The organism is Pseudomonas sp. F8002, from assembly GCF_013385495.1.
Lineage (GTDB): Bacteria > Pseudomonadota > Gammaproteobacteria > Pseudomonadales > Pseudomonadaceae > Aquipseudomonas.
In genome coordinates, this window is the sequence record NZ_JACAPW010000015.1 from 157,725 (window position 1) to 184,149 (window position 26,425).

Below are 26,425 nucleotides of genomic sequence, written 5' to 3' on the forward strand. Positions count from 1 at the left end.
CTCCGAAACATACACCGATTTCGGCACTACATAATGAGTCAAAAGGCACCTTTGTTTGTCTTAGCCACTACATTTCCTACAAACCGTAATAGGCTCAGTCAGCAACTGACAGGCGGCACTCCGGGCCGTTACAATTACCGACTTTGTCGCAACGCTTGGAGCTCAACCTTCCGTGCCCGTTCTGCGTCTACCGCTTCTCCCTGCCGCGGCAGGTAAACAGCACTGGGGCAATCTGCCCGGTGCCGCCCTGAGCCTGGCCATCGCCGAGGCTGCCAGCGCTGCCAAGCGCTTTACCCTGCTGCTCACCGCCGACAGCCAAAGTGCCGAGCGGCTGGAACAGGAGCTGAGTTTCTTCGCCCCCGATTTGCCGGTACTGCATTTTCCGGACTGGGAAACCCTGCCCTACGATCTGTTCTCGCCGCACCAGGACATCATTTCCCAGCGCATCGCCAGCCTGTACCGCTTGCCGGAACTGGCCCACGGCGTGCTGGTGGTGCCGATCACCACGGCCCTGCACCGCCTGGCACCGACCAAGTTCCTGCTGGGCAGCAGCCTGGTGCTGGATATCGGCCAGAAGCTCGATGTGGAGCAAATGCGCACCCGGCTTGAGGCCAGCGGCTATCGCTGCGTCGACACGGTGTACGAGCACGGTGAGTTCGCCGTGCGTGGCGCGTTGATCGACCTGTTCCCGATGGGCAGCAAACTGCCCTACCGGATCGACCTGTTCGACGACGAAATCGAAACCCTGCGCACCTTCGATCCGGAAAACCAGCGCTCCATCGACAAGGTGCAGTCGATCAAGCTGCTGCCGGCCCGGGAGTTCCCGCTGCAAAAAGACGCGGTCACGCGCTTCAAGGCACGTTTCCGCGAGCGCTTCGACGTGGATTTCCGTCGCTGCCCGATCTTCCAGGACTTGAGCAGCGGGATTACCCCCGCCGGTATCGAGTACTACCTGCCGCTGTTCTTCGACGAAACCTCCACGCTCTTCGATTACCTGCCCCAGGACACCCAGGTGTTCTCGCTGCCAGGCATCGAACAGGCAGCGGAGAATTTCTGGAATGACGTGCGCAACCGTTATGAAGAACGCCGCGTCGACCCGTCCCGTCCTTTATTGCCACCGGCCGAGCTGTTCCTGCCGGTGGAAGACTGCTTCGCCCGCCTGAAAAACTGGCCGCGGGTAGTCGCCAGCCAGCAGGACGTGGATGCAGGCGCCGGCCGCGAGCGCTTTCCGGCGCAAGCGCTGCCGAACCTGGCGATTGAAGCCAAGGCTAACCAGCCGCTGGAAGCGCTGTCGAATTTCCTCGGTGACTTCCCCGGCCGCGTGCTGTTTACCGCCGAGTCCGCCGGGCGCCGCGAGGTGCTGCTGGAGTTGCTGGAACGCCTGAAGCTGCGGCCGAAAACCGTCGACAGCTGGCCGGACTTTGTCGCGAGCAAGGATCGCCTGGCGATCACCATCGCACCGCTGGACGAAGGGCTGCTGCTGGACGACCCGGCCCTGGCACTGATTGCCGAGAGCCCGCTGTTCGGTCAGCGGGTGATGCAGCGCCGCCGCCGGGAAAAGCGCGCCGATGCCAACAACGATGCGGTGATCAAGAACCTCACCGAGCTGCGCGAAGGCGCGCCGGTGGTGCATATCGACCACGGCGTGGGCCGTTACCTGGGCCTGCAGACCCTGGAGATCGACAACCAGGCCGCCGAATTCCTCACCATGGAATACGCCGAGGGCGCCAAGCTCTACGTGCCCGTGGCCAACCTGCACCTGATCGCCCGCTACACCGGCAGCGACGACGCCCTCGCGCCGCTGCACCGCCTGGGCTCCGAGACCTGGCAGAAAGCCAAGCGCAAGGCCGCCGAACAGGTACGCGATGTGGCCGCCGAGTTGCTCGACATCTACGCCCGCCGCGCCGCCCGCGAAGGTTATGCGTTTGCCGACCCAAAAGCCGACTACGCCACCTTCAGCGCCGGCTTCGCCTTCGAAGAAACCCCGGACCAGCAAACCACCATCGACGCCGTGCGCGCCGACATGCTGGCGCCCAAGCCGATGGACCGCCTGGTGTGCGGCGACGTGGGCTTCGGCAAGACCGAAGTGGCAATGCGCGCAGCGTTTATTGCGGTGCACGGTGGCCGCCAAGTGGCGATCCTCGTCCCCACCACCCTGCTCGCCCAGCAGCACTACAACAGCTTTCGCGACCGCTTTGCCGACTGGCCGGTGACTGTGGAGGTGATGAGCCGCTTCAAATCGGCCAAGGAAGTGAATGCGGCCATCGCCGACCTGGCGGAAGGCAAGATCGACATTGTCATCGGCACTCACAAGCTGCTGTCGGATGACGTGAAGATCAAGAACCTCGGGCTGGTGATCATCGACGAAGAGCACCGCTTCGGGGTTCGCCAGAAAGAACAGCTCAAGGCCCTGCGCAGTGAAGTCGACATCCTGACGCTCACCGCCACGCCGATTCCGCGCACGCTGAACATGGCGGTGTCGGGCATGCGCGACCTGTCGATCATCGCCACGCCGCCGGCGCGCCGGTTGTCGGTGCGCACCTTCGTCATGGAGCAGAACAAAAGCACGGTCAAGGAAGCCCTGCTGCGCGAGTTGCTGCGCGGCGGCCAGGTGTACTACCTGCACAACGATGTAAAAACCATCGAGAAATGCGCCGCCGACCTCGCCGAACTGGTGCCGGAAGCACGGATCGCCATCGGCCACGGGCAGATGCGCGAGCGCGAACTCGAACAGGTGATGAGCGACTTCTATCACAAGCGCTTCAACGTGCTGATCGCCTCGACCATCATCGAGACCGGCATCGACGTGCCGAGCGCCAACACCATCATCATCGAGCGCGCCGACAAGTTCGGCCTGGCGCAGCTGCACCAGCTGCGCGGCCGGGTCGGGCGCAGTCACCACCAGGCGTATGCCTATCTGCTGACACCGCCGCGCCAGCAGATCACTTCCGACGCCGAGAAGCGCCTGGAAGCGATCGCCAACACCCAGGACCTCGGCGCCGGCTTTGTGCTGGCCACCAACGACCTGGAAATCCGCGGCGCCGGCGAACTGCTGGGCGACGGCCAGAGCGGGCAGATCCAGGCCGTCGGCTTCACCCTGTATATGGAAATGCTCGAGCGCGCAGTGAAGTCCATCCGCAAGGGCGAACAACCGAACCTCGACCAACCGCTGGGTGGCGGCCCGGAGATCAACCTGCGCCTGCCGGCGCTGATCCCCGAAGACTACCTGCCGGATGTGCATGCGCGACTGATCCTGTACAAGCGCATCGCCTCGGCCACCGACGAAGAAGGTCTCAAGGACCTTCAAGTGGAGATGATCGATCGCTTCGGCCTGTTGCCGGAGCCGACCAAGAACCTGGTGCGCCTGACCCTGCTCAAATTGCAGGCGGAGCAACTGGGCATCAAGAAGGTCGACGCCGGCCCGCAAGGCGGGCGTATCGAGTTCGAAGCGCAGACGCCGGTGGACCCATTGGTGCTGATCAAGCTGATTCAGGGCCAGCCCAATCGCTACAAGTTCGAAGGGGCTACGCTGTTCAAATTCATGGTGCCGATGGAACGCGCCGAAGAACGCTTTAATACACTGGAGGCGCTGTTTGAGCGCCTCATCCCGAAATCTGCTTGAAGGACGCCCCAATGCGCCTGTTCCGCATTTTGAGCTTGTTGTTGGTGGTCGTTGCGCCTTCGGCGTTCGCCGACAGCCCGTACCTGGTGGAGATGATCCTGGTGCGCCAGAACGCCGAGCCGGTGATCAACAGCCGTGCGGCGCCGGAAAACTGGGACGCCGGTGCACCACGCCTGGGGACTGACAAAATGAGCCCGCCACGACTGGGCAATATTGTCGAGAAGCTGCAAGCCAGCAGCGACTACACCGTATTGCTGCACAAGTCCTGGGAACAGAATCTCGGTGAGCAACCGGTGAAGCTGGCCATCAGCGATGGCCAGGAACAGTTCGGCCAGTTCCCCATCGAAGGTACCCTGAACCTGCAGCTTGGACGCTTTACCGATATCGACGCAGACTTCTGGGTCAACCAGTTCGACGCCAACGGCAGCGTCATCGCCAGCGAACACCTCAGCCAGCAAGACGTGCGCACCAAGAACAACCAGCTCAACTACCTGGACGGCGGCCACCTCGCCCTGCTGATCAAGATCACTTCGCTGACCGCCAAGCCGCCCAGCGCTCCACCGCCCGATGTCCAGGACTGATCCAGCACCATGCCCCTGACGTCGTCGTTGACCAAACCCCTGGCCCCTTCGTGGGCCAATCGCTTTAAAGAGCAAAGCCTCGAGCGTGGCCGACGCTACGCCCTGGAAAACCGCGTGCGTATCGTCGAGTCCGGCGACAGCACCATCATTGCCAGCTGCGAAGGCTCGGGTGGCAATGTCTACCGCCAGACCATTTCGCTGCGCGAATCCGCCAAGGGCACGTTGATCCTGGTGGACAGCCGCTGCACGTGCCCCGTGCACACCAACTGCAAACACATCGCCGCCGTGCTGCTCAAGGTCCAGGAAACCCTGGCCTACCCGGCGGCGGCCCAGGATGCCGAGTTGCTGGAGAAGCTCCAGGCGGTGCTGGATAACCGCGTGGTGTTGCCGCAAGTGGTGATGGAAGACGTGCAACCGGTGCCGCGCCTGTGGCTGGCGAGTATCGAGTTCAGTGCCTTCGAACCGCGCAACGGCAAGATGCAGCGTTATATCCAGCATCGCGCGGCGTTGTCCTTCAACTATTTGGGCAACTACGTCAGCGGCCAGAAGAACGCCGACATTATCGTGCGCCAGGAACAACAGAGCCTGCGGATCAAGCGCCACCCCGAGGTGGAGCAGCAGTTTCGCGAACAGCTGCGCCTGCTGGGCTTCAAGATCGCCACCCGCCAGAGCAAGGCCCTGCCGGAAAGCGCCGGCGAGCTGTTCGAGATGGTCAATGACAGCGCGTGGCTGAACTTCACCTTGAATGCGTCACCCACCCTGCGCGCCCAGGGCTGGGAATTGCAGATCGACGAAGATTTCGGTTTTGACCTGAGCGCCGTCGACGACTGGTACGCCAGCGTCGATGAGATGCCGGAGCGCGACTGGTTCGACCTGGAGCTGGGCATCATCGTCAACGGCGAACGCCTGAGTTTGCTGCCGATCCTGTTGAACCTGATGCGCTCTCACACCGAGATCCTCAACCCGGAAAAACTCGCGCGGCGCCGTGATGACGAACTGATCCTGGTGAACATTCCCGGCCTGCCCAACGGCCACGGCCCGCTGCAAGTGGCGCTGCCTTATGGCCGGCTGAAACCGGTACTGGCGACCCTGGGCGAGTTCTACCTGCAAGAGCCCGGCACCACCGCGCTGCGCCTGGCCAAGGCCGACGCGATTCGCCTGAACCCGCTGGAAGACCTGCCGCTGCAATGGGAAGGCGGCGAAAAGATCCGCAACTTCGCCCAGCGCCTGCGGGACATCAAGGATTTCAGCTGCGAAGCGCCGGAAGGCTTGAACGCAACGTTGCGCCCTTATCAACTGGAAGGCCTGAGCTGGATGCAGTCGCTGCGCCAACTCGACGTCGGCGGGATTCTCGCGGATGACATGGGCCTGGGCAAAACCCTGCAAACCCTGGCGCATATTCTCAGCGAGAAAATCGCCGGACGCCTGGACCGCCCGTGCATGGTGGTGATGCCCACCAGCCTGATCCCGAACTGGCTCGACGAAGCGGCGCACTTCACGCCGCAGCTCAAAGTCATGGCGTTGTACGGCGCGGGGCGCAAGAAACATTTCCCTCAGTTGCAGGACTACGACCTGCTGCTGACCACCTACGCCCTGCTGCCCAAGGACATCGAGCAACTGGCCGCCCTGCCCTTGCACGTGCTGATCCTTGACGAAGCGCAGTACATCAAGAACCCCAACAGCAAGGCGGCCCAGGCGGCCCGCGAGCTGAACGCCCGCCAGCGCCTGTGCCTCAGCGGTACACCGCTGGAAAACCACTTGGGCGAGCTGTGGTCGCTGTTCCACTTCCTGCTGCCGGGTTGGCTGGGGGACGTGAAGAGCTTCAACCGCGATTACCGCGTACCGATCGAAAAGCGCGGCAGCGATGTGCGATTGCAGCACCTTAATGGTCGGATCAAGCCGTTCCTGCTGCGTCGCACCAAGGAGCAGGTGGCGACCGAGCTGCCGCCCAAGACCGAGATCATCCACTGGGTCGACCTCAACGAAGCCCAACGCGACGTGTACGAAACCATGCGCCTGGCGATGGACAAGAAAGTCCGCGACGAGATTACCCGCAAGGGTGTGGCGCGCAGCCAGATCATCATCCTGGAGGCGCTGCTCAAGTTGCGCCAGGTGTGCTGTGATTTACGCTTGGTCAATGATGCAACCCTGCCGGCAAAGGGCAGTAGCTCGGGCAAACTCGACAGCTTGATGGAGATGCTCGAAGAGCTGTTTGCCGAAGGCCGCAGGATTCTGCTGTTTTCCCAGTTCACTTCGATGCTGAGCCTGATCGAGGCCGAGTTGAAGAAGCGTGGCGTGGCTTATGCGCTGCTTACCGGTCAGACGCGGGATCGGCGCACGCCGGTGAAAGACTTCCAGAGCGGCAAGCTGCAGATCTTCCTGATCAGCCTGAAGGCAGGCGGCGTCGGACTTAACCTGACGGAAGCCGACACGGTGATTCACTACGACCCGTGGTGGAACCCGGCCACGGAGAACCAGGCCACCGACCGTGCGTATCGCATCGGCCAGGAGAAGCCGGTATTTGTGTACAAGATGATTGCCCGGGGCACCGTGGAAGAGAAAATCCAGCATTTGCAGCAGGAAAAGTCTGATCTGGCGGCGGGCGTTCTGGATGGGCGGACGACGGGAGATTGGAAGTTGGGGAATGAGGATATCGAGGCGTTGTTTGCGCCGTTGCCTCATAAGCAGGAAAAGCGCTGACTGTTAGATCGCCTTCGCGAGCAAGCCCGCTCCAACATTTGACCGCATATACCCTGGAGGAATGCGGTCGGATGTGGGAGCGGGCTTGCTCGCGAAGGGCGCACCGCAGTTGTCAGTCGATCAACTGAGCATCCCGCAGCGCACTCAATGCCGCCAACCAACGCGGATCCTGCTTGTACTCGGTCGACGCCACCGCCTGGCCACGCATCCGCGCGATACGCGCCGACGGAGTGACCTTCATGCGCTGGGCAGCACTCAGGGCCAGCTCGGCGGCCGCGCGGTCGTTGCACACCAGGCCCATGTCGCAACCGGCAGTCAGCGCCGCTTCGATACGGCTGGCGGCATCACCCACCACATGGGCGCCGGCCATCGACAGGTCGTCACTGAAGATCACCCCGTCGAACTGCAACTCGCCACGCAGGATGTCCTGCAACCAGCGCCGGGAGAAGCCGGCCGGTTGCGCGTCCACTTGTGGATAAATCACATGGGCCGGCATGACGGCTGCCAGTTGCTTGCTCAGGCGCGCGAAAGGCACCAGGTCATTGGTGCGAATCTGTTCCAGGCTGCGCTCGTCGTTGGGAATGGCGACGTGGGAATCGGCTTCGGCCCAGCCGTGGCCGGGGAAGTGCTTGCCGGTGGCCGCCATACCGGCGCTGTTCATGCCACGGATGAAGGCGCCCGCGAGCACGGCGGCGCGCTCGGGGTCGCCTTCGAAGGCGCGAGTGCCCACAACGGCGCTGCGTTGGTAATCGAGGTCCAGCACCGGGGCGAAGCTCAGGTCCAGGCCAACCGCCAGCACTTCGGTTGCCATGATCCAACCGCACTGCTCGGCCAGTTGCTCCGCATTCGGGTTGTCGGCCAAGGCACGCATCGCCGGCAGACGCACAAACCCCTGACGCAAGCGTTGCACTCGGCCGCCTTCCTGATCGACCGCCAGCAACAGGTCCGGGCGCACGGCGCGAATCGCCGCGCTCAATTCACGCACCTGCCGAGGATGCTCGATATTGCGTGCAAAAATGATCAGGCCGCCCACCTCGGGCTGACGCAACAAGTGGCGATCCTCAGCCGTCAGCCAGGTGCCGGCAACGTCCACCATCAAAGAGCCTTGCAGGGCTTGGGTCATATAGCTTCCTTAAATAACGCACGCAGCCCGAAGCCCCCGCGAGATCGCATCGCCAGGATTGAACCTGGAGACGGACGCTCAGCGAGCGCAACGGGCTGTGGATAAATAGCTGAAATCGGCATGGGCGGCTAGCTTAGCGGATGCAAGCGGCCGCGCACACCCGGGAGGGGTTAAACCTTGGCCGGGACCGGTGCTGACTTGCTGCGCGGGCGCAATTGGGCGGCGGCCATGGCCTGGTCGGTGACGCCGGTTTCGGCACGCATGCCGGCGGCGAGAAACGGCACCATCAGGCGCATGACCTGCTCGATGGAGGTGTTGACGCCGAAGTCGGTCTCGGCAATCGCACGCAGTGCCTTGATCCCGGACATGCTGAATGCCGCGGCACCGAGCATGAAGTGCACGCGCCAGAACAGTTCGATTGGCGGGATACGCGGGGCGGCTTCGTTGACCAGCAACATATAGCGGCGGAACACCTTGCCGTACATGTCTTCCAGATAGCGGCGCAGGTGGCCCTGGCTCTGGCTGAACGCCAGGCCCAACAGGCGCATGAAGATCGACAGGTCGTTGCCGCTGCGTGGCTGAACCACCAGGGCTTGTTCGACGAGGATCTCCAGCAGGTCTTCCAGGCTTGGCTTGTTTTCAGGCTTGGCCTGGCGACGTTCCAGCTCACGGTCGAGGCTGATGCAGAAAGGCCCCAGGAAACGTGAGAACACGGCCTGGATCAGCGCCTTCTTGGAGCCGAAATGGTAGTTCACTGCCGCCAGGTTGACCCCGGCCTTGCTGGTAATCAGCCGCAATGAAGTTTCAGCAAATCCTTTTTCCGCGAACAACTGCTCGGCAGCATCGAGAATGCGTTCAACGGTTTCCGACTGGGCCATGGCTACTCCGCCTGACAAACACTTGTTTGAAACATACGTTTCAAGCTGTGTCTTGTCAAGCCTGCAGGTCGCTTTGCGGCTGGTCGGTCACCGATTTCATGGCCATTTAATCACATTCGCCAAGGTCTGTAGGCAGTGCTGTTTTCGGCCTGTAGGACGTATGACAAACGACCGTCCAGCGGAGTGACTGAAAACGGTGATTGCCAAGCGCAGTCCACTGTATATAATCCCAGTCACTGTATAAAAAGACAGAGCGATCAACATGCTAAAACTGACGCCACGCCAAGCTGAGATTCTGGCTTTTATCAAGCGCTGCCTCGATGACAACGGCTACCCGCCGACCCGAGCGGAAATTGCGCTGGAACTGGGATTCAAGTCGCCCAACGCCGCTGAAGAACACCTCAAGGCCCTCGCCCGCAAAGGCGCGATCGAGATGACCCCGGGTGCTTCACGCGGTATTCGCATCCCTGGCTTCGAAGCCAAGGCCGACGAGTCGACACTGCCGATCATCGGCCGCGTCGCAGCCGGTGCGCCGATCCTGGCGCAACAGCACGTCGAGGAATCCTGCAACATCAACCCGACCTTCTTCCATCCCCGTGCCGACTACCTGTTGCGGGTCCATGGCATGAGCATGAAGGACGTGGGCATTTTCGACGGCGACCTGCTGGCCGTCCACACCACACGTGAAGCTCGCAATGGCCAGATCGTCGTCGCCCGTATCGGCGATGAAGTGACGGTCAAACGCTTCAAGCGCGAAGGCAGCAAGGTCTGGCTCCTGGCCGAGAACCCCGAATTCGCGCCGATTGAAGTGAACCTGAAGGATCAGGACCTGGTGATTGAAGGCTTGAGCGTCGGCGTTATTCGCCGCTAACGGAGGCATCATGCAGTTCCTACAGACCCCACAACACACTCAACTGTCGCTGTTTGAGGCCTTTATGGCCCAGCCCCTTGCGCCCATCCTCAAGGAAGTGGTCGAAGCGCCCTGGAGCGCCGAACCCGAGGCGTTCAGTGAACTGTCGTTGCGCGGTGCTGCCGGGAACTGCCTGAGCCTGTTGGCGCCGATCCTTCGCGAATTGAGCGAGGAACAGGACGCCCGCTGGCTGACGCTGATCGCCCCGCCGTCCAGCCTGACCCAGGCCTGGTTGCGGGATGCCGGCCTGAACCGCGAACGCATCCTGTTGCTGCAACCCCGTGGTGCTCAAAGCGCCCAGCAGTTGACCTGCGAAGCCTTGCGCCTGGGCCGTAGCCATACGGTGGTCAGCTGGCTGAACCCGCTGACCACAGCGGCCAGGCAGCAACTGATCAGCGCCGCCCGCACAGGTGATGCGCAAAGCTTGAACATTCGGTTGGGATAAAACGATACGCGGGTAACTGACAGCTGTCAGGATCCGCCATGACGCGAGGCTTCTTCAGAATTGAGAAGCCGATCTGCACAATTGAAGCCTGTAAAAAAGTCGACAGACGGACTCAGTGAAGAATCCGCGGGCCGTCTTCCTTTTCCGGTTCGCCTTCAGCCAGGCGCCCAGCCATCTGCACACCTACGCTCAACATGGCTTTTGCCACTTCCACGTGCTGGCCCTGCAGGAACGCTTTTGCGTCCTCGGAAAAATCCAAGATCACCAGAGAACCCTCGTCCTCAGCCCGGCGCAGCTCGATTCGGCCGTCGGGCAACTCAACAATTTCCAGAAAGGACGTTGGCATAAAAGTCTGTTCTCCACGAAAGGCCGGCATTATATCAGTCTTGTGGCGAGCGGGCTTGCCCGCATTGGGCTGAGCCGCGGCCCTCCGACAGCTGACACTGCCAGGCCTGAAAAGCCTTGGGGCTGCTTCGCAACCCAGCGGGAGCAAGCTCCCTCGCAACTAAGAGCGGTAGGCGTCAGCGAGAAGCCTTCAACACTCGTTCAATCCATCCCGAAACCGAATGGCCAACTTCTTCAGCTCCTGCCGCCAGCTTTCCAGCTCTTCCCGGCTCAACGGCTCGGGTCCTTCTTCGTCCAGGCTTACGGCCACGATCAGCGGCTGGGTCACATCGCCTTTGGGCGTGTGCTTCACCCGTGGCGGCTGGAACATCTCCGCGTGGGCTACCAGCAAGCGCGCCAGCCAACTGTCCGGGCTTTGCGCCATCTCCACCAGTTCGGCCAACTCCGGGATGGCCATGGACTCCAGCACATCCCGGTGGATGATCATTTCCGCACGCGGCGAGCCGGCCTGCGGCAGACGGTAGAACCCGGCAATCTCATGGCACAAGCCAAGCAAGGCGCCATACAGGTGGAACAGCGCGGCTTCACGCCCGGCCTGTACCAGCGCGATAGCGTTCATCTCCTTTCCTTCCTCGGCACGGCCAAGGGCTTCCAGGGACAAACCCGCGAAGTAAATTTTCTGGTTGGTACGGGTATAGAGTTCGTTGGCCATGAAGGCAGTCTCCACAACGAATAAGGCGTGATGCTGGCTGAACAGTGTCACGGATCAGCCAAGGCCACTGCAAGCGCAAAAAAAAGGCCGCCTATCAAGGCGGCCTTTGTGCATGTAGCTGATCGTATCAAGCGCCCTGGCGCTTGTCCTCGACCTTCCACTTGCCACCGTCGTAGAACGCTTTCCAGCCGGTAGGCTTGCCTTCCACTTCGGTCTGCACGTACTGCTCCTTGGTCTTGCGGCTGTAGCGGATTACGGACGGGCGACCGTCCGGGTCCTTCTTCGGCGCTTCACAGAGGAAGTGGTACTTCGGATCGATCTCGTCCTTGTGGGGCACGATCTCCATCACCAGCGGTGCACGGGTCTCACGGTTTTTCGGGAACTGGCTGGCAGCCAGGAACAGCCCCGAAGCGCCATCACGCAGGATGTAGGTGTCGTTGACCTTCTCGCACTTGAGCTCAGGCATCTTCACCGGGTCCATCTTCGGCGGCGCTGCGTCACCGCTTTTCAGCAGTTTGCGGGTGTTCTTGCACGTCGGGTTGGTGCAACCGAAGAACTTGCCGAAACGGCCGGTCTTGAGCTGCATCTCGCTGCCGCACTTGTCGCATTCCAGGCTCGGGCCTTCGTAGCCCTTGATGCGGTAAGTGCCTTCTTCGATCTCGTAGCCGTTGCAATCCGGGTTGTTACCGCAGATGTGCAGCTTGTGCTTCTCGTCCAGCAGGTAGGCATCCATTGCCGTGCTGCAGATCGGGCAACGGTGCTTGCCACGCAATACCAGAGACTCGGATTCACCCTCGTCATCGGCCGCGATTTCATCGCCCGGCACCAGGTTGACGGTGGCCTTGCAGCGCTCTTTCGGCGGCAGGCTGTAACCCGAGCAACCGAGGAACACACCGGTGGAGGCGGTACGAATCTGCATCGGGCGGCCGCAAGTGAGGCACGGAATGTCCGTCATCACCGGCTGGTTGGCCCGCATGCCGTTCTCGGCGCTTTCAGCCACTTCGAGTTTCTTCTTGAAGTCGCCGTAGAACTCGTCGAGCACGTTTTTCCAGTCGCGTTCGCCCTGGGCCACGTCATCGAGGTTCTCTTCCATGCCGGCGGTGAAGCCGTAGTCCATCAGGTTGGAGAAGCTCTCGGACAGGCGCTCGGTGACGATGTCGCCCATCTTTTCCGAGTAGAAACGACGGTTGTGCAAGGCGACGTAGCCGCGGTCCTGGATGGTGGAAATGATCGCCGCATAGGTCGAAGGACGACCGATACCGCGTTTTTCCATCTCCTTGACCAGGCTCGCTTCCGAATAACGCGCCGGCGGCTTGGTGAAGTGCTGGGACGGGTCGAGCTTGATCAGCTTCAACACATCGCCCTGAGCCATGTCAGGCAGCACATCGTCGTCGCCCGGCTTGGCGATTTGCGGCATTACGCGGGTGTAACCGTCGAACTTGAGGATACGGCCCTTGGCACGCAGCTCGAAGTCACCAGCACCCACGCTGACAGTCGTCGACAGGTATTGCGCCGGCAGCATCTGGCAAGCCAGGAACTGGCGCCAGATCAGCTCGTAGAGGCGCTCAGCGTCGCGCTCCATGCCGCTCAGCTTGCTTGGCTCGGTATTGGCGTCGGAGGGACGAATCGCTTCGTGAGCCTCTTGTGCGCCTTCCTTGCTGCTATAGACGTTCGGCTTCTCCGGCAGGTACTTCTTGCCGAACTCGCTTTCAATATAAGTACGCGCCATCGCCACCGCGTCTTGCGACAGGTTGGTGGAGTCGGTACGCATATACGTGATGTAGCCCGCTTCATACAGGCGCTGGGCCATCATCATGGTCTTCTTCACCCCGAAGCCCAGGCGGTTGCTCGCGGCCTGTTGCAGGGTGGAGGTGATGAACGGCGCCGACGGCTTGCTGCTGGTGGGCTTGTCTTCACGCTTGACGATGCTGTAGCTGGAAGCCTTGAGCTTCTCCAGCGCGGCCATGGCCTGGGCTTCGTTGAGCGGCTTGAAGGCCTCGCCTTTCTCGCGGGCCACTTCAAAGCGCACGTTGTTGCCCTTGGCAGTGCCCAGGTCAGCGTGCACTTCCCAGTATTCTTCGGGGTTGAACGCACGAATCTCGCGTTCACGCTCCACCACCAGCTTTACCGCCACAGACTGCACACGGCCGGCGGACAGGCCACGGGCGATTTTCGCCCACAGCAGCGGCGAGACCATGTAACCCACGACGCGGTCGAGGAAGCGACGCGCCTGTTGGGCATTGACGCGGTCAATGTCCAGTTCGCCCGGCTTGGAGAAGGCTTCCTGGATCGCCTTCTTGGTAATTTCGTTGAACACCACGCGCTTGTAGCGGCTGTCGTCACCCCCGATGGCTTCCCGCAGGTGCCAGGCAATAGCCTCCCCTTCGCGGTCCAAGTCGGTTGCGAGATAGATGGTGTCAGCATCCTTGGCGAGCCGGCGCAGCTCTTCGATGACCTTTTCCTTGCCCGGGAGGATCTCGTACTTGGCTTTCCAGCCATGATCGGGATCGACACCCATGCGCGAGACCAGCTGCTTGCGCGCTTTCTCTTTAGGCGTGAGCACCGGACCTTCGCCCGCAGCCGCCTTGCCACGCTTGGCGGCAGGCTCCTTGCTGGCGCTAGCCGAACCGCTGGTGGGCAGGTCTCGGATATGGCCGATACTCGACTTCACCACGTACTCGTTACCCAAGTACTTGTTGATGGTCTTGGCCTTAGCCGGGGATTCCACAATGACCAGCGATTTGCCCATGGATCGGAAAATTCCTGAATTCGAGAAGTGAAAGGCGGTTGGCGCCTGACGCGGCAACGCTATATATAGTGGCAACAAGGTGAGGTCAAGCGCAGCATTCTGCGCGGCCTGCCTTTATTGCGCGGAAAAAAGGCTGGGTTCGACCTGGATCAAAGCAAAGCGCGGGACCTGTTCGCCGTCAACTTCGACGGTCTCCAGGAACATGCTCAAGGGACGCACCCAAAAGCCGTAATCGCCATACAGTGCTTGGTAAAACACCACTTCCTCTTCGGTCTCGGAATGCCGCGCCACATTAAAAACGCGGTACTGCGGACCTTTATAATGCTGGTAGAGCCCTGGTTCGACTTTCATGCTCTGGCCCTCTTACAAAATTTGTTAAAAAAAAATATAAAAAATTCCAAAAAACAAAAACCGGGGCACTGGGCCCCGGCTTCCGTCAACGAAACGTTTAGATACGTTCGAAGACGGTGGAGATGCCTTGGCCGAGGCCAATGCACATGGTCGCAACCCCAAGGTTGCCGCCATTTTGCTTCATCACGTTCAGCAACGTGCCGGAGATACGAGCGCCGGAACACCCAAACGGGTGACCCAAGGCAATCGCGCCGCCGTGCAGGTTAACCTTCTCGTTCATCTTGTCGAGCACTTTCAAATCTTTCAGCACTGGCAGGGCCTGTGCGGCGAAAGCTTCGTTGAGCTCGAAGAAGTCGATGTCGGAGATAGTCAAGCCTGCGCGCTTCAATGCTTTTTGTGTGGCCGGTACTGGACCATAGCCCATGATTGCCGGGTCCACACCTGCGACTGCCATCGAACGAATCACGGCCATCGGCTGGATGCCCAGGTCCTGGGCACGCTGGGCCGACATCACGATCATGCACGAAGCACCGTCAGTGATCTGCGACGAAGTACCGGCTGTCACGGTGCCGCCCTTTGGATTGAAGGCCGGCTTCAGGGACGCCAGGCTTTCCAGGGTGGTGTCCGGACGAATGGTTTCGTCGTAGTCGAACAGTTTCAGGAAACCGTTCTCGTCGTAGCCGTTCATCGGGATGATTTCATCCTTGAACTTGCCTTCCACGGTTGCCTTGTGGGCCAACTGGTGGGAACGCAGGCCGAATGCATCCTGGGCTTCGCGGGTAATGCCGTGCATTTTGCCGAGCATTTCAGCGGTGAGGCCCATCATGCCCGAGGCTTTCGCCGCGTACAGGGACATGTGCGGGTTCGGATCGACACCGTGCATCATGCTGACGTGGCCCATGTGCTCCACGCCGCCGACCACGAACACATCACCGTTACCGGTCATGATCGCTTGGGCAGCGGTGTGCAGCGCGCTCATGGACGAGCCACACAGGCGGCTGACGGTCTGGCCGGCAGCGGTGTGCGGGATCTGCGTCATCAGGGAAGCCATGCGGGCGATGTTCCAGCCCTGCTCCAGGGTCTGGTTGACGCAGCCCCAGATCACGTCTTCGACTTCGTTCGGGTCGACCTTGACGTTGCGTTCCAGCAATTTGCTGATCAGGTGCGCCGACATGTCTTCGGCACGGGTGTTGCGGTGCATGCCGCCCTTGGAGCGGCCCATCGGAGTACGACCGAAGTCGACAATCACGACGTCTCTTGGATTCAAGCTCATAAATATTCTCGCTCTAGTCGTCTGGGCACTTAACCGAAGAAGCTCTGGCCGTTCTTGGCCATCTCGCGCAGCTTCGCAGTCGGGTGGTACAGCGGGCCCAGATCAGCGTATTGATCAGCCAGGGCAACGAACTCGGCCACACCGATGGAATCGATGTAACGCAGCGCACCACCACGGAATGGAGGGAAACCAATACCGTAGACCAGGCCCATGTCGGCCTCGGCTGCGGTTTCAACAATGCCGTCTTCCAGGCAGCGCACGGTTTCCAGGCACAGGGCGATCATCATCCAGTTGACGATGTCCTCGTCGGACACTTCACGCTGTTCGTAGATGACCGGCGCGAGTACTTCGTGAACCGATGGGTCGGCCACTTTCTTCTGCTTGCCCTTCTTGTCGGTCTCGTAGGCGTAGAAGCCCTTGCCATTCTTCTGGCCCAGGCGCTTGGCTTCGTAGAGCGCGTCGATCGCCGAGCGGCGGTCGTCTTTCATGCGGTCCGGGAAGCCTTCAGCCATTACGTCGCGACCGTGGTGGCCGGTGTCGATGCCGACCACGTCCATCAGGTACGCCGGGCCCATTGGCCAGCCGAATTTTTCCATGACCTTGTCGATGCGCACGAAGTCCACACCGGCGCTGACCAGCTTGGCGAAACCGCCGAAGTACGGGAACAGTACGCGGTTGACCAGGAAGCCCGGGCAGTCATTGACGACGATCGGGTTCTTGCCCATTTTCTTGGCGTAGGCAACGGTGGTGGCAACGGCCAGCTCGCTGGACTTCTCGCCACGGATCACTTCCACCAGCGGCATCATGTGCACCGGGTTGAAGAAGTGCATGCCGACGAAGTTTTCCGGACGCTTGAGGGCCTTGGCCAGCAAGGTGATGGAAATGGTCGAGGTGTTGGACGCCAGGATCGTGTCTTCTTTCACCTGGGCTTCAACTTCAGCCAGTACCGCCTGCTTGACCTTCGGGTTCTCGACAACCGCTTCGACCACCAGGTCGACGTGGCCGAAATCACCGTAGGACAGGGTCGGACGAATGCCGTTAAGCACTTCAGCCATTTTCGCTGCAGTCATGCGGCCTTTATCAACGCGGCCTACCAGCAGCTTCGCGGCTTCTGCCAGACCCTGCTCGATGCCGTGCTCGTTGATGTCTTTCATCAGGATCGGCGTGCCTTTGGACGCCGACTGATAGGCGATACCGCCGCCCATGATACCGGCGCCGAGTACGGCAGCCTGTTTCACGTCGCGAGCGATTTCGTCGTAGGCCTTGGCCTTTTTCTTCAGTTCCTGATCGTTCAGGAACAGACCGATCAAGCTCTGCGCGGCAGAGGTCTTGGCCAGTTTGACGAAGCCGGCAGCTTCGACTTCCAGGGCTTTGTCGCGACCGAAGTTCGCGGCCTTCTGGATGGTCTTGATCGCTTCAACCGGCGCCGGGTAGTTCGGGCCGGCCTGGCCAGCCACGAAACCCTTGGCGGTTTCGAACGACATCATCTGTTCGATGGCGTTGAGCTTGAGTTTTTCCAGCTTTGGCTGACGCTTGGCCTTGTAGTCAAATTCGCCGCTGATGGCGCCCTTGATCAGGTTCAGCGCGGCTTCTGCCAGCTTGTCGGGAGTCACCACAGCATCCACGGCGCCGACTTTCAGCGCGTCTTCAGCACGGTTTTCCTTGCCGGCGGCAATCCACTCGATGGCATTGTCGGCACCGATGATGCGCGGCAGGCGCACGGTACCGCCGAAGCCTGGGTAGATGCCCAGCTTGACTTCCGGCAGGCCGATTTTCGCGGTGGCAGACATCACGCGGAAGTCGGCGGCCAGGCACATTTCCAGACCGCCGCCCAGGGCGATGCCATTGATCGCGGCAACGGTCGGCACGTTGAGGTCTTCGAAATCGCTGAAAATCTTGTTGGCTTCGAGGTTGCCAGCCACAAGCTCGGCATCAGGCAGCTTGAAGTTGTCGACGAATTCGGTGATGTCAGCGCCGACGATGAACACGTCCTTGCCGCTGGAGACGATCACGCCCTTGACCGAAGCATCTGCTTTGATGGTGTCTACGGCCTGACGCAATTCATTCAGGGTTAGACGGTTGAACTTGTTGACGGACTCACCCTTGAGGTCGAATTTCAATTCGACGATGCCACTTTCAAGAGCCTTAACCGTGATGGCTTTACCTTCGTAAATCATCAACTGATCTCCACGATATGGAAGCTGAACAGTACACGTCGGACGCAGGATTCAGCGTAGGCACTGACGTTTCCGTCGATGCTAACGCCAATTTGCCAGGCACACCCGCCAACGCGATAGTCGGGATTCTGTACGAACGGTCTGAAAGACAAACGCTCAATTCATACGCCCGTTTGATTTGGGTACGTCACCTTCAGCCAAATCCGAAGAATTGTCAATCGCTCGAAAGGGCCGCAAAAACGCGACTTTTCAGTCATTTCAGAACCCGGGGCAGCCGGCATCGCCCCGCCAATGCTTAATCATTCGCGAAATCAATAATGTGAATTTTGATTTAAAGGGCTGTACAGAACCGAATATGCGGCTAGGCTAGCGGCACGTAAAACGAATTACCGGCCTGCCTGGCCAACTCCAGCCCGATGATGCTTTCGGGCTTTTTAATGCCCGCAGGAATCTCAGGCCAGCGCCTTGAGCACCGCGTCAATGTCCTGCAACACGCTCAACTCGCCCTTCTCGCCCCAGTACAGGGTGATCATTTGCTTGTCGGCTTCGACTTTGTAGACGTTCGCCGGCAGCGTCGCAAAATGTGGCAACAACTTTTCATCGACGCAGGTTTCCTGCCACTGATTGACCCAAACCCCCGGCTCCAACTGCCAGTAACTCCAGGTCACCCGCGTGGTGCCACGCCGTGGCCGGTGATACTGGGCACACGGGCTTGGCGGCTCGTGCTTGAGCCAGTGTGGCCATTCCTGGGGCGTCAGTTGCATGGCCAGGCCAATGCGCCGCGCCTCCATGCGCAAAGCCATGCGCCCGCTCGAATGGCGCGAAGGACGCAGCCACGCCAGGGGGCTTAAAACCAGCGCAAGGATTGACACCACTATCCAGACCGTCATATGTGTACTCCCGAATTTCTTGATGAGCGGATTTGACCTGACGCAACCCCATCCGCTTGAAACCAGCCATACTGAACTTATCGCTTTCCCTTGGAGGACTCCTCATGCCCTACGAACATATTCTGGTCGCCGTGGACCTGACCGAAGAATGCGACCCCGTGATCAAGCGGGCCGTAGGCCTTGCAGGCGACTCGGTGAAGCTGTCCCTGGTGCATATCGTCGAACCGATGGCCATGGCCTTTGGCGGCGATGTGCCGATGGACCTTTCCCAACTGCAACAGCAGCAGTTCGACCAGGCCAAGGAACGCCTTGACCGGCTGATCAACAAGTACCCTGCCCTGAAAAAAGACCAGAGCCACCTGACCTACGGCCAGCCGCGCCAGGAAATCCACCACCTGGCCAAGGAGCAAGGTTGCGACCTGATCGTGGTCGGCAGCCACGGCCGTCACGGCCTGGCCTTGCTGCTGGGCTCCACCGCCAATGACGTGCTGCACGGCGCACCTTGCGATGTGCTGGCCGTGAAACTGGTCAAGAGCTCGTAAGACCAACGGCAATCCAATGTGGGAGCGGGCTTGTGTGGGAGCGGGCTTGCTCGCGAAAGCGGTGGATCAGTCGACAAATATATGGACTGACACACCGCATTCGCGAGCAAGCCCGCTCCCACATCTGAACCGCGTTTCATACAAAAAACCCGGCGCTCATACAAATGAGCGCCGGGTTTTTTATTGCGCTTGAATCACTCAGGCATCCAGCTCGGCCCAGCGTTCAACCAGGGCTTCAAGCTCGCTGTTAAGCTGCTCGAGGGATGCAATCACCTTGGCGGTTTCTGCAGCCGGACGCAGGTAGAAACCCGCGTCAGCCATTTCAGCTTCAACGGCAGCAATCTGCTGTTCCTTGGCGTCGATATCACCCGGCAGTGCTTCCAGCTCACGTTGCAGCTTGTAGCTGAGCTTCTTCTTCGCAGCAGGTGCTTCCTGGGCTGGTGCCGGAGCAGCAGCCACTGGAGCAACCACGGCCGAGGTCAAGTCAGCCTTGCCGGACTTGCTCTCGGTCACGCCCAGCAGGCGCGGCGAGCCGCCCTGGCGCAGCCAGTCCTGGTAACCACCGACGTATTCACGCACCTTGCCTTCACCTTCGAAGACCAGGGTGCTGGTGACCACGTTGTCAAGGAATGCCCGGTCGTGACTGACCATCAGCACGGTGCCATTGAAGGTCAGCAGGACCTCTTCCAGCAGTTCCAGGGTTTCCACGTCGAGGTCGTTGGTCGGTTCGTCGAGTACCAGCAGGTTGGCTGGCTTGCTGAACAACTTGGCCAGCAGCAGGCGCGCACGCTCACCACCGGACAAGGCCTTGACCGGCGTACGTGCACGCTGCGGGCTGAACAGGAAGTCGCCCAGGTAGCTCAGCACGTGGCGGCTCTGGCCGTCGATGTCGATAAAGTCGCGACCTTCGGCGACGTTGTCGATCACGGTTTTTTCCAGGTCCAACTGGTGGCGCAACTGGTCGAAGTAGGCCACGTCGATGCGGGTGCCCTCTTCCACGGTGCCGCTGGTCGGTTGCAAACCGTTGAGCATCAGCTTGAGCAAGGTGGTCTTGCCGGTACCGTTGGCGCCGAGCAGGCCGATACGGTCGCCGCGCTGCAGGACCATGGAGAAGTCCTTGATCAGGAACGGGCCGTCCGGGTGATGGAAGCTGACGTTTTCCAGCACCATCACTTGCTTGCCCGACTTGTCGGCGGTGTCCAGCTGGATATTGGCCTTGCCGGTGCGTTCACGGCGCTCGCTGCGCTCGACGCGCAGGGCTTTGAGGGCACGTACGCGGCCTTCGTTACGGGTGCGGCGGGCCTTGATGCCCTGGCGGATCCAGACTTCTTCCTGGGCCAGCTTCTTATCGAACAGGGCATTGGCGGTTTCTTCCGCAGACAGCGCGGCTTCCTTGTGCACCAGGAAACTGGCGTAGTCGCCGTTCCAGTCGATCAGGCCACCACGGTCCAGCTCGAGGATGCGGGTTGCCAGGTTCTGCAGGAAGGAACGGTCGTGCGTGATGAACAGCACGGCGCCCTGGAAATCCTTGAGGGCTTCTTCAAGCCAGGCGATTGCGCCGATGTCCAGGTGGTTGGTCGGTTCGTCGAGCAGCAACAGATCCGGTTCGGAAACCAGGGCCTGGGCCAGCAGGACGCGGCGACGCCAGCCGCCGGACAATTCGGCGAGGGTCTTGTCGGCGGGCAGTTGCAGGCGACTCAAGGTGCTGTCGACCAATTGCTGCAAGCGCCAGCCGTCGCGGGCTTCGAGGTCTTGCTGGACGTGCATCAACTTGTCCAGGTCCTCTTCGGTGACGCAGTTCTGTGCCAGGTGATGGTATTCGGCGAGCAGTGCGCCCACGCCATCGAGGCCTTCGGCAACCACGTCGAACACTGTCCGTCCGTCGGCCACCGGCAATTCTTGCGGCAATTCGCCAATCTTGAGGCCCGGGGCGCGCCAGACAGAGCCGTCATCAGGCTTCTGGTCGCCTTTTACCAGCTTCATCATGCTGGACTTGCCGGTGCCGTTGCGGCCGATGATGCACACCCGCTCACCACGGGCGATCTGCCAGGACACCTTGTCCAACAACGGCATAGCGCCGAAAGCAAGGGACACATCGCTGAATTTGAGCAGGGTCATACGCTTCTCCAAAAACTGGGCGCGCATTCTACCTGACTTAGGGCTCGAGGCGGCCGGCATTTTCGCCGCTGACACGTTCTGTTGGACATTTCAGATGAACTTGAACGAAGCGACCGGCAAAGCTTTCACCGGTTGCGGGCAAAAGGCTAAGCTAGGGGCAATCAGTGTCGGCGACGTCGGCACTAGTCCAGATTCCTCTGCACGGACGTCTCATGCGCAGTCGCCTTTTCAGCTTTTTATCTTGTCTGCTTCTTTCTGCCACCGCCGTTCAATCCGCCCAGGCCGTGGACCTCACCACCCAACGTCAATATTACGATGAAGCCAAACGAGCCCTCGCCAAAGGCGACAGCGGCCCGTATTTCCAATACAGCCAGGCCCTGGCCGACTACCCGTTGACGCCGTACCTCGCCTACGACGAGCTCACCGCACGACTGAAAACCGCCAGCAACGAGGAGATCGAACAATTCCTCGCCAAAAACGGCGACCTGCCCCAGGCCAACTGGATGAAACTGCGCTGGTTGCGCTGGCTGGCCGACCGTGGCGACTGGCAAACCTTTGAAAAGTACTACGACGCCAAACTCAATTTCGTCGAACTGGACTGCCTCCATGGCCAATTCCAGCTGACCCACAACCAAAAAGCCGAAGGCTATAAAACCACCGAGAAGCTGTGGCTGACCGGTAAATCCCAGCCTGCGGCCTGTGATGCCACCTTTGGCCAGTGGGCCGCCGACGGCCAACTGACCGAACAGAAAATCTGGGACCGCGCCAAGCTGGCCGCCGAAGCCCGCAACTATCCGCTGGCCAACAGCCTGGTGAAGACCCTACCGACCCTCGGCGCCCAGGGCCGCCTGATGGTGGACGTGGCACAGAAGCCCGACATGCTCGGCGACCCATCGCGCTTCCTGCCGGCCAACGAAGCCATGTCCGATGCCGTAGGCCTTGGCCTGCGCCGCCTGGCACGCCAGGACCCGGACAAGGCCATGGCCCTGCTCGACGGTTATGCCAGCAGCATGCACTTCTCTCGTGACGAAAAAGTGTCGATCGCCCGGGAAATCGGCCTGACCCTGGCGCGTCGCTACGACCCGCGTGCCCTCGACGTGATGACCAAATACGATCCGGAATTGCGGGACAACACCGTTTCCGAATGGCGCCTGCGCCTGCTGTTGCGCCTGGCCCGCTGGGAAGACGCCTACCAGTTGACCCGCAAGCTGCCCCAGGATTTGGCCACCACCAACCGCTGGCGCTACTGGCAGGCCCGCAGCCTGGAACTGGCAGAGCCGAAGAACCCGCAAGCCCTGGTGATGTACAAGGGCCTGGCCAAGGAACGAGACTTTTACGGTTTCCTGGCGGCGGATCGCTCCCAGTCCCCGTACCAACTGAACAACAAGCCACTGGTGATGAGCCAGGCGCTGATGAACAAGGTACGCAACACACCGGGCGTGCGCCGCGCCCTGGAGTTCTACGCCCGTGGCCAGATCGTTGATGGCCGCCGCGAGTGGTACCACGTCAGCCGGCATTTCAACCGCGACGAAATGGTCGCCCAGGCCAAGCTGGCCTACGACATGAAGTGGTACTTCCCGGCGATCCGCACCATCAGCCAGGCGCAGTACTGGGACGACCTGGACATCCGCTTCCCGATGGCCCACCGCGACACCCTAGTGCGCGAAGCCAAGGTCCGCGGCGTGCATTCCAGCTGGGTATTTGCAATCACCCGCCAGGAAAGCGCCTTCATGGACGACGCGCGTTCCGGCGTCGGCGCCACCGGCCTGATGCAACTGATGCCAGGCACCGCCAAGGAGACTGCGCGAAAGTTCAGCATCCCGCTGGCTTCGCAACAGCAGGTGCTCGACCCGGACAAGAACATCCAGCTCGGCGCCGCCTACCTGAGCCAGGTCCACGCCCAGTTCAACGGCAACCGCGTGCTCGCCACCGCCGCCTACAACGCCGGCCCGGGCCGTGTACGCCAATGGCTGCGCGGCGCCGATCACCTGAGTTTCGATGTGTGGGTGGAAAGCATCCCGTTCGACGAAACCCGCCAGTATGTGCAGAACGTGCTGTCTTATTCGGTGATCTACGGGCAGAAGCTCAATGCACCGCAGCCGCTGGTGGACTGGCATGAGCGGTATTTTGATGATCAGTAAGGGGTGCAGCTGCAAGCAACAAGCTTGAAGCTGAAAGAAAAGTGCCCGCATTGAAAGATGCGGGCTTTTTTATGGCACTGCCGGGGACTCGCTTTGCACCGCTTCTGCCAGCGCAAGGTTCAAGGCTTGCAGCATGAACTCGACAAAGGGAGTTGCCTCTGCCTGCTGGTCCGCCGCCGACAATGCGGCGTAATAAGCGTCCTGCTGCTCCCGAATCACCGCCTCTACCGGCAAGTAAGCCAGCACCGGGCGCCACTGACTGAGAATCAGGGTTTGCCATAAGCGGCCCATGCGCCCGTTTCCATCGGCAAAAGGATGGATAAACTCGAATTCGTAGTGAAAGACGCAACTGACGATCAGTGGATGCCAGTCAGAGGCGGACTGCCACTTCAGTAAATCATCAACCAAATGCGTAACACGGCTCGCCGGCGGCGCCATGTGCACCAACTGTTCGCCCCGATAGATCCCTACGCCCGCCTGACGAAACCGACCCGCATCGTCGATCAATCCATACATCAATAACTCATGGGCACGTAGCAGGTCCGCACGTTCGCCCGGTGCCCACTGCGGCATAGACTCGTAAGCGGAAAAAGCGTTGCGTACTTCCTGAATCTCCCGGGGCAAGCCCAGCACACGCTTGCCTTCCAGCACAGCGGTCACCTGTTCGACACTCAGGGTATTGTTCTCGATGGCCAGCGAAGCCTGAATCGTACGAATCCGGTTGCCACGCCTCAATTGCGGAGTCTGCCGGTTGTCGTCTCCAGCTGAAAGCTGACCAATCTGCTCACTGATATCAGCAACCAGACTCAACATCTTGGCAGTCAGGGTCAACGGAGGTTGATAACGGCTCATATCCTCATCCAAGTCTGTAACGAAAGCCAGCATAATGCCCTAAGGGACGCTCGCACCACAGCCTCAATGCCTCAATCAACGTCAGTGCCATCACTGAACTGCAAAGCCGCCAGCCGTGCATACAGCGGATTGCTGGCGATCAGTTGCTGATGCGTCCCCACCGCCACCAGCTTGCCCTGGTCCATCACGGCAATCCGGTCGGCATTCTTCACCGTGGCCAGCCGGTGGGCGATCACCAGCGTGGTGCGCCCTTCCATCAACTGCGGCAGCGCCTGCTGGATCAGGTGTTCGCTCTGGGCGTCCAGCGCGCTGGTGGCTTCGTCCAGCAGCAGGATCGGTGCATCCACCAACAAGGCCCGGGCGATGGCCAGGCGTTGGCGCTGGCCGCCCGAAAGGCCCATGCCGCCGTCGCCCAGGTGGGTCTGGTAGCCGTCGGGCATTTGCAAAATGAAGTCGTGGGCGTGGGCGATGCGCGCCGCCTCCTCGACCTGGGTAAAGGTGGCCGTCGGATTGCCGTAGCGGATGTTCTCCTCAACGCTGCCGAAAAACAGCGCCGGGCTCTGGGACACCAGGGCGAAACAGCGGCGCAGGTCCAGCGGATCCAGCTCGGTCAGCGGGTGGCCTTCAAGCAGGATGCGGCCTTGCTGGGGATCGTAGAAACGCAGCAACAGATCGAACATCGTCGATTTACCCGCGCCGGACGGACCGACCAGGGCCAGGGTTTCGCCTGCATTGATGCTCAGGCTCAAGCCGTCGATGGCAAAACGATCCGGGCGCGACGGATAGGAGAAGCGCAAATCCTGGATTTCCAGGCGGCCGCTGACCCGCTCCGGCAACTTGATCACGTTGGCTTCGGGCGCCTTGATCTCATTGCTCGACTGCAGCAATTCGCCAATCCGCTCCGCCGCACCGGCGGCGCGCTGCAACTCGCCCAACACTTCACTCAAGGTACCGACGGCACTGCCGACGATCAGGCTGTAGAACACGAACGCCGCCAGCTCACCACCGGAAATGCGCCCGCCGATCACGTCCATGCCGCCGACCCAGAGCATCACGCCCACGGCGCCCAGCACCAGCATGATCACCAGGGTAATCAGCCAGGCGCGCTGCACGATGCGTTTGCGGGCGGTGGTGAAGGCCTCTTCCACCGTCACCGCGAAGCGCTGTTCGTCCTGAACCTGGTGGTTGTAGGCCTGCACGGTCTTGATCTGGCCGAGGGTTTCGGACACATAGCTGCCGACATCGGCGATGCGATCCTGGCTCTGGCGCGACAGGCTGCGCACCCGGCGGCCGAAGATCAGGATCGGCGCCAGCACCAGTGGCAGCGCTATCACGACGATGCTGGTGAGCTTGGGGTTGGTGACAAACAGCAGCACGATCCCGCCGATCACCATCAAGGCGTTGCGCAGGAACAGCGACAGCGAGGAGCCGATCACCGATTGCAGCAAGGTGGTGTCGGTGGTCAGCCGGGACTGGATTTCCGAGCTGCGGTTGTTTTCGTAGAAGCCCGGATGCAAGTAGATCAAGTGGTTGAACACCTGCCGCCGGATGTCCGCCACCACCCGCTCGCCGATCCACGACACCAGGTAAAACCGCGCAAAGGTGCCCACCGCCAGGCCCAGCACCAGGATCATGAACAGCCCGATGGACTGGTTGAGCAGGTGCGGCGACTGGGTCATGAACCCCTGGTCCACCAGCAGGCGAATACCCTGGCCCATGGACAAGGTAATGCCGGCGGTGACGATCAGCGCCAACAAGGCGCCCAGGGCCTGCCAGCGGTAGGGAGCGACGAAGCGACTGGCCAGGCGAATCGCGCGGCGTTGACGGGCTGAGAGCATGGAGGGTTTCACCTGAAGGTTGGAGACGGGAACCTGCATTGCTACATGGGGGGAACTTGAGCGAATCACAATGAGTCAGGTTAATTATGCTCACCGAACCTAGGCCCTAGAGGCTATCGGTCTAAGGACCGGCTGGAAATTTGTATCGGTTTCTGCTGGACTGGGCATTCGATCTGCG

18 protein-coding genes and 1 pseudogene are annotated in these 26,425 nt (G+C 60.8%); 7 read left to right on the forward strand and 12 right to left on the reverse strand.

The window, feature by feature from the left end; all coding sequences use genetic code 11:
* The first annotated feature begins 172 nt into the window (after nucleotides 1-172).
* Genes mfd through HX811_RS12480 form a run of 3 tightly spaced genes read left to right on the forward strand, consistent with a single transcriptional unit; the run spans nucleotide 173 to nucleotide 6,903 of the window.
* Nucleotides 173-3,622, forward strand: coding sequence for a transcription-repair coupling factor (gene mfd, locus HX811_RS12470; RefSeq protein ID WP_087693658.1), 3,450 nt, complete (start codon nucleotides 173-175; stop codon nucleotides 3,620-3,622).
* A gap of 11 nt (nucleotides 3,623-3,633) precedes the next feature.
* Nucleotides 3,634-4,203, forward strand: a complete 570-nt coding sequence (locus tag HX811_RS12475; RefSeq protein WP_003218957.1) for a CsiV family protein — start codon at nucleotides 3,634-3,636, stop codon at nucleotides 4,201-4,203.
* A 9-nt stretch (nucleotides 4,204-4,212) separates the two neighbouring features.
* Nucleotides 4,213-6,903: a DEAD/DEAH box helicase gene (locus tag HX811_RS12480; protein ID WP_177046079.1), complete on the forward strand. Its 2,691-nt coding sequence runs from the start codon at nucleotides 4,213-4,215 to the stop codon at nucleotides 6,901-6,903.
* A gap of 112 nt (nucleotides 6,904-7,015) precedes the next feature.
* Here HX811_RS12480 and nagZ read toward each other — a convergent pair whose 3' ends face one another.
* Together nagZ and psrA are read right to left on the reverse strand one after the other, a co-directional pair.
* The gene (gene nagZ, locus HX811_RS12485; RefSeq protein ID WP_177046291.1) at nucleotides 7,016-8,014 is read right to left on the reverse strand and encodes a beta-N-acetylhexosaminidase; all 999 of its coding nucleotides are present in this window, start codon (nucleotides 8,012-8,014) and stop codon (nucleotides 7,016-7,018) included.
* A gap of 182 nt (nucleotides 8,015-8,196) precedes the next feature.
* Nucleotides 8,197-8,904, reverse strand: a complete 708-nt coding sequence (psrA, locus tag HX811_RS12490) for a transcriptional regulator PsrA (protein WP_087693656.1) — start codon at nucleotides 8,902-8,904, stop codon at nucleotides 8,197-8,199.
* Nucleotides 8,905-9,166: 262 nt separating this feature from the next.
* Here psrA and lexA point away from each other — a divergent pair, with 262 nt between their 5' ends.
* Both lexA and sulA read left to right on the forward strand, forming a co-directional pair.
* Nucleotides 9,167-9,775, forward strand: a complete 609-nt coding sequence (gene lexA / locus HX811_RS12495; RefSeq protein ID WP_003172575.1) for a transcriptional repressor LexA — start codon at nucleotides 9,167-9,169, stop codon at nucleotides 9,773-9,775.
* 10 nt (nucleotides 9,776-9,785) lie between these two features.
* A complete protein-coding gene (sulA, locus tag HX811_RS12500) occupies nucleotides 9,786-10,259 on the forward strand; it encodes an SOS-induced cell division inhibitor SulA (RefSeq protein ID WP_003218967.1) in 474 nt (157 codons plus the stop codon).
* A gap of 112 nt (nucleotides 10,260-10,371) precedes the next feature.
* Here sulA and HX811_RS12505 read toward each other — a convergent pair whose 3' ends face one another.
* The 7 genes from HX811_RS12505 to HX811_RS12535 form a co-directional block, all read right to left on the reverse strand.
* Nucleotides 10,372-10,605, reverse strand: coding sequence for a hypothetical protein (locus HX811_RS12505; RefSeq protein WP_003218969.1), 234 nt, complete (start codon nucleotides 10,603-10,605; stop codon nucleotides 10,372-10,374).
* Nucleotides 10,606-10,794: 189 nt separating this feature from the next.
* Entirely contained in the window at nucleotides 10,795-11,316 is a 522-nt protein-coding gene (locus HX811_RS12510; RefSeq protein WP_003218971.1) for a DUF6586 family protein, read from the reverse strand.
* 127 nt (nucleotides 11,317-11,443) lie between these two features.
* The gene (gene topA / locus HX811_RS12515; protein WP_003218973.1) at nucleotides 11,444-14,065 is read right to left on the reverse strand and encodes a type I DNA topoisomerase; all 2,622 of its coding nucleotides are present in this window, start codon (nucleotides 14,063-14,065) and stop codon (nucleotides 11,444-11,446) included.
* A gap of 114 nt (nucleotides 14,066-14,179) precedes the next feature.
* Nucleotides 14,180-14,416, reverse strand: a complete 237-nt coding sequence (locus HX811_RS12520; RefSeq protein ID WP_010176359.1) for a DUF1653 domain-containing protein — start codon at nucleotides 14,414-14,416, stop codon at nucleotides 14,180-14,182.
* Nucleotides 14,417-14,513: 97 nt separating this feature from the next.
* Nucleotides 14,514-15,689: an acetyl-CoA C-acyltransferase FadA gene (gene fadA, locus HX811_RS12525; RefSeq protein WP_177046081.1), complete on the reverse strand. Its 1,176-nt coding sequence runs from the start codon at nucleotides 15,687-15,689 to the stop codon at nucleotides 14,514-14,516.
* Nucleotides 15,690-15,718: 29 nt separating this feature from the next.
* Nucleotides 15,719-17,866, reverse strand: coding sequence for a fatty acid oxidation complex subunit alpha FadB (gene fadB / locus HX811_RS12530; protein ID WP_177046083.1), 2,148 nt, complete (start codon nucleotides 17,864-17,866; stop codon nucleotides 15,719-15,721).
* Between the two features lie 452 nt (nucleotides 17,867-18,318).
* Complete coding sequence (locus HX811_RS12535; RefSeq protein ID WP_003218981.1) at nucleotides 18,319-18,756, reverse strand: hypothetical protein; 438 nt, start codon at nucleotides 18,754-18,756, stop codon at nucleotides 18,319-18,321.
* A gap of 104 nt (nucleotides 18,757-18,860) precedes the next feature.
* Here HX811_RS12535 and HX811_RS12540 point away from each other — a divergent pair, with 104 nt between their 5' ends.
* Nucleotides 18,861-19,298 carry a universal stress protein gene (locus HX811_RS12540; RefSeq protein ID WP_003218985.1) on the forward strand — a complete coding sequence of 146 codons (438 nt, stop codon included), beginning with the start codon at nucleotides 18,861-18,863 and terminating at the stop codon, nucleotides 19,296-19,298.
* Nucleotides 19,299-19,496: 198 nt separating this feature from the next.
* Here HX811_RS12540 and HX811_RS12545 read toward each other — a convergent pair whose 3' ends face one another.
* Nucleotides 19,497-21,416 (reverse strand): ATP-binding cassette domain-containing protein, encoded by a 1,920-nt coding sequence (locus HX811_RS12545; RefSeq protein ID WP_063032268.1) that lies wholly within the window; start codon nucleotides 21,414-21,416, stop codon nucleotides 19,497-19,499.
* 212 nt (nucleotides 21,417-21,628) lie between these two features.
* Between HX811_RS12545 and HX811_RS12550 the strand changes: the two genes are divergently transcribed.
* The gene (locus HX811_RS12550; protein WP_008437594.1) at nucleotides 21,629-23,557 is read left to right on the forward strand and encodes a transglycosylase SLT domain-containing protein; all 1,929 of its coding nucleotides are present in this window, start codon (nucleotides 21,629-21,631) and stop codon (nucleotides 23,555-23,557) included.
* Nucleotides 23,558-23,644: 87 nt separating this feature from the next.
* Here the strand turns inward: HX811_RS12550 and HX811_RS12555 are convergent.
* Together HX811_RS12555 and HX811_RS12560 are read right to left on the reverse strand one after the other, a co-directional pair.
* Nucleotides 23,645-24,409: pseudogene (locus HX811_RS12555) on the reverse strand (Fic family protein); the annotation flags it as partial.
* A 71-nt stretch (nucleotides 24,410-24,480) separates the two neighbouring features.
* The gene (locus tag HX811_RS12560; protein WP_177046085.1) at nucleotides 24,481-26,286 is read right to left on the reverse strand and encodes an ABC transporter transmembrane domain-containing protein; all 1,806 of its coding nucleotides are present in this window, start codon (nucleotides 26,284-26,286) and stop codon (nucleotides 24,481-24,483) included.
* Nucleotides 26,287-26,425 lie beyond the last annotated feature (139 nt).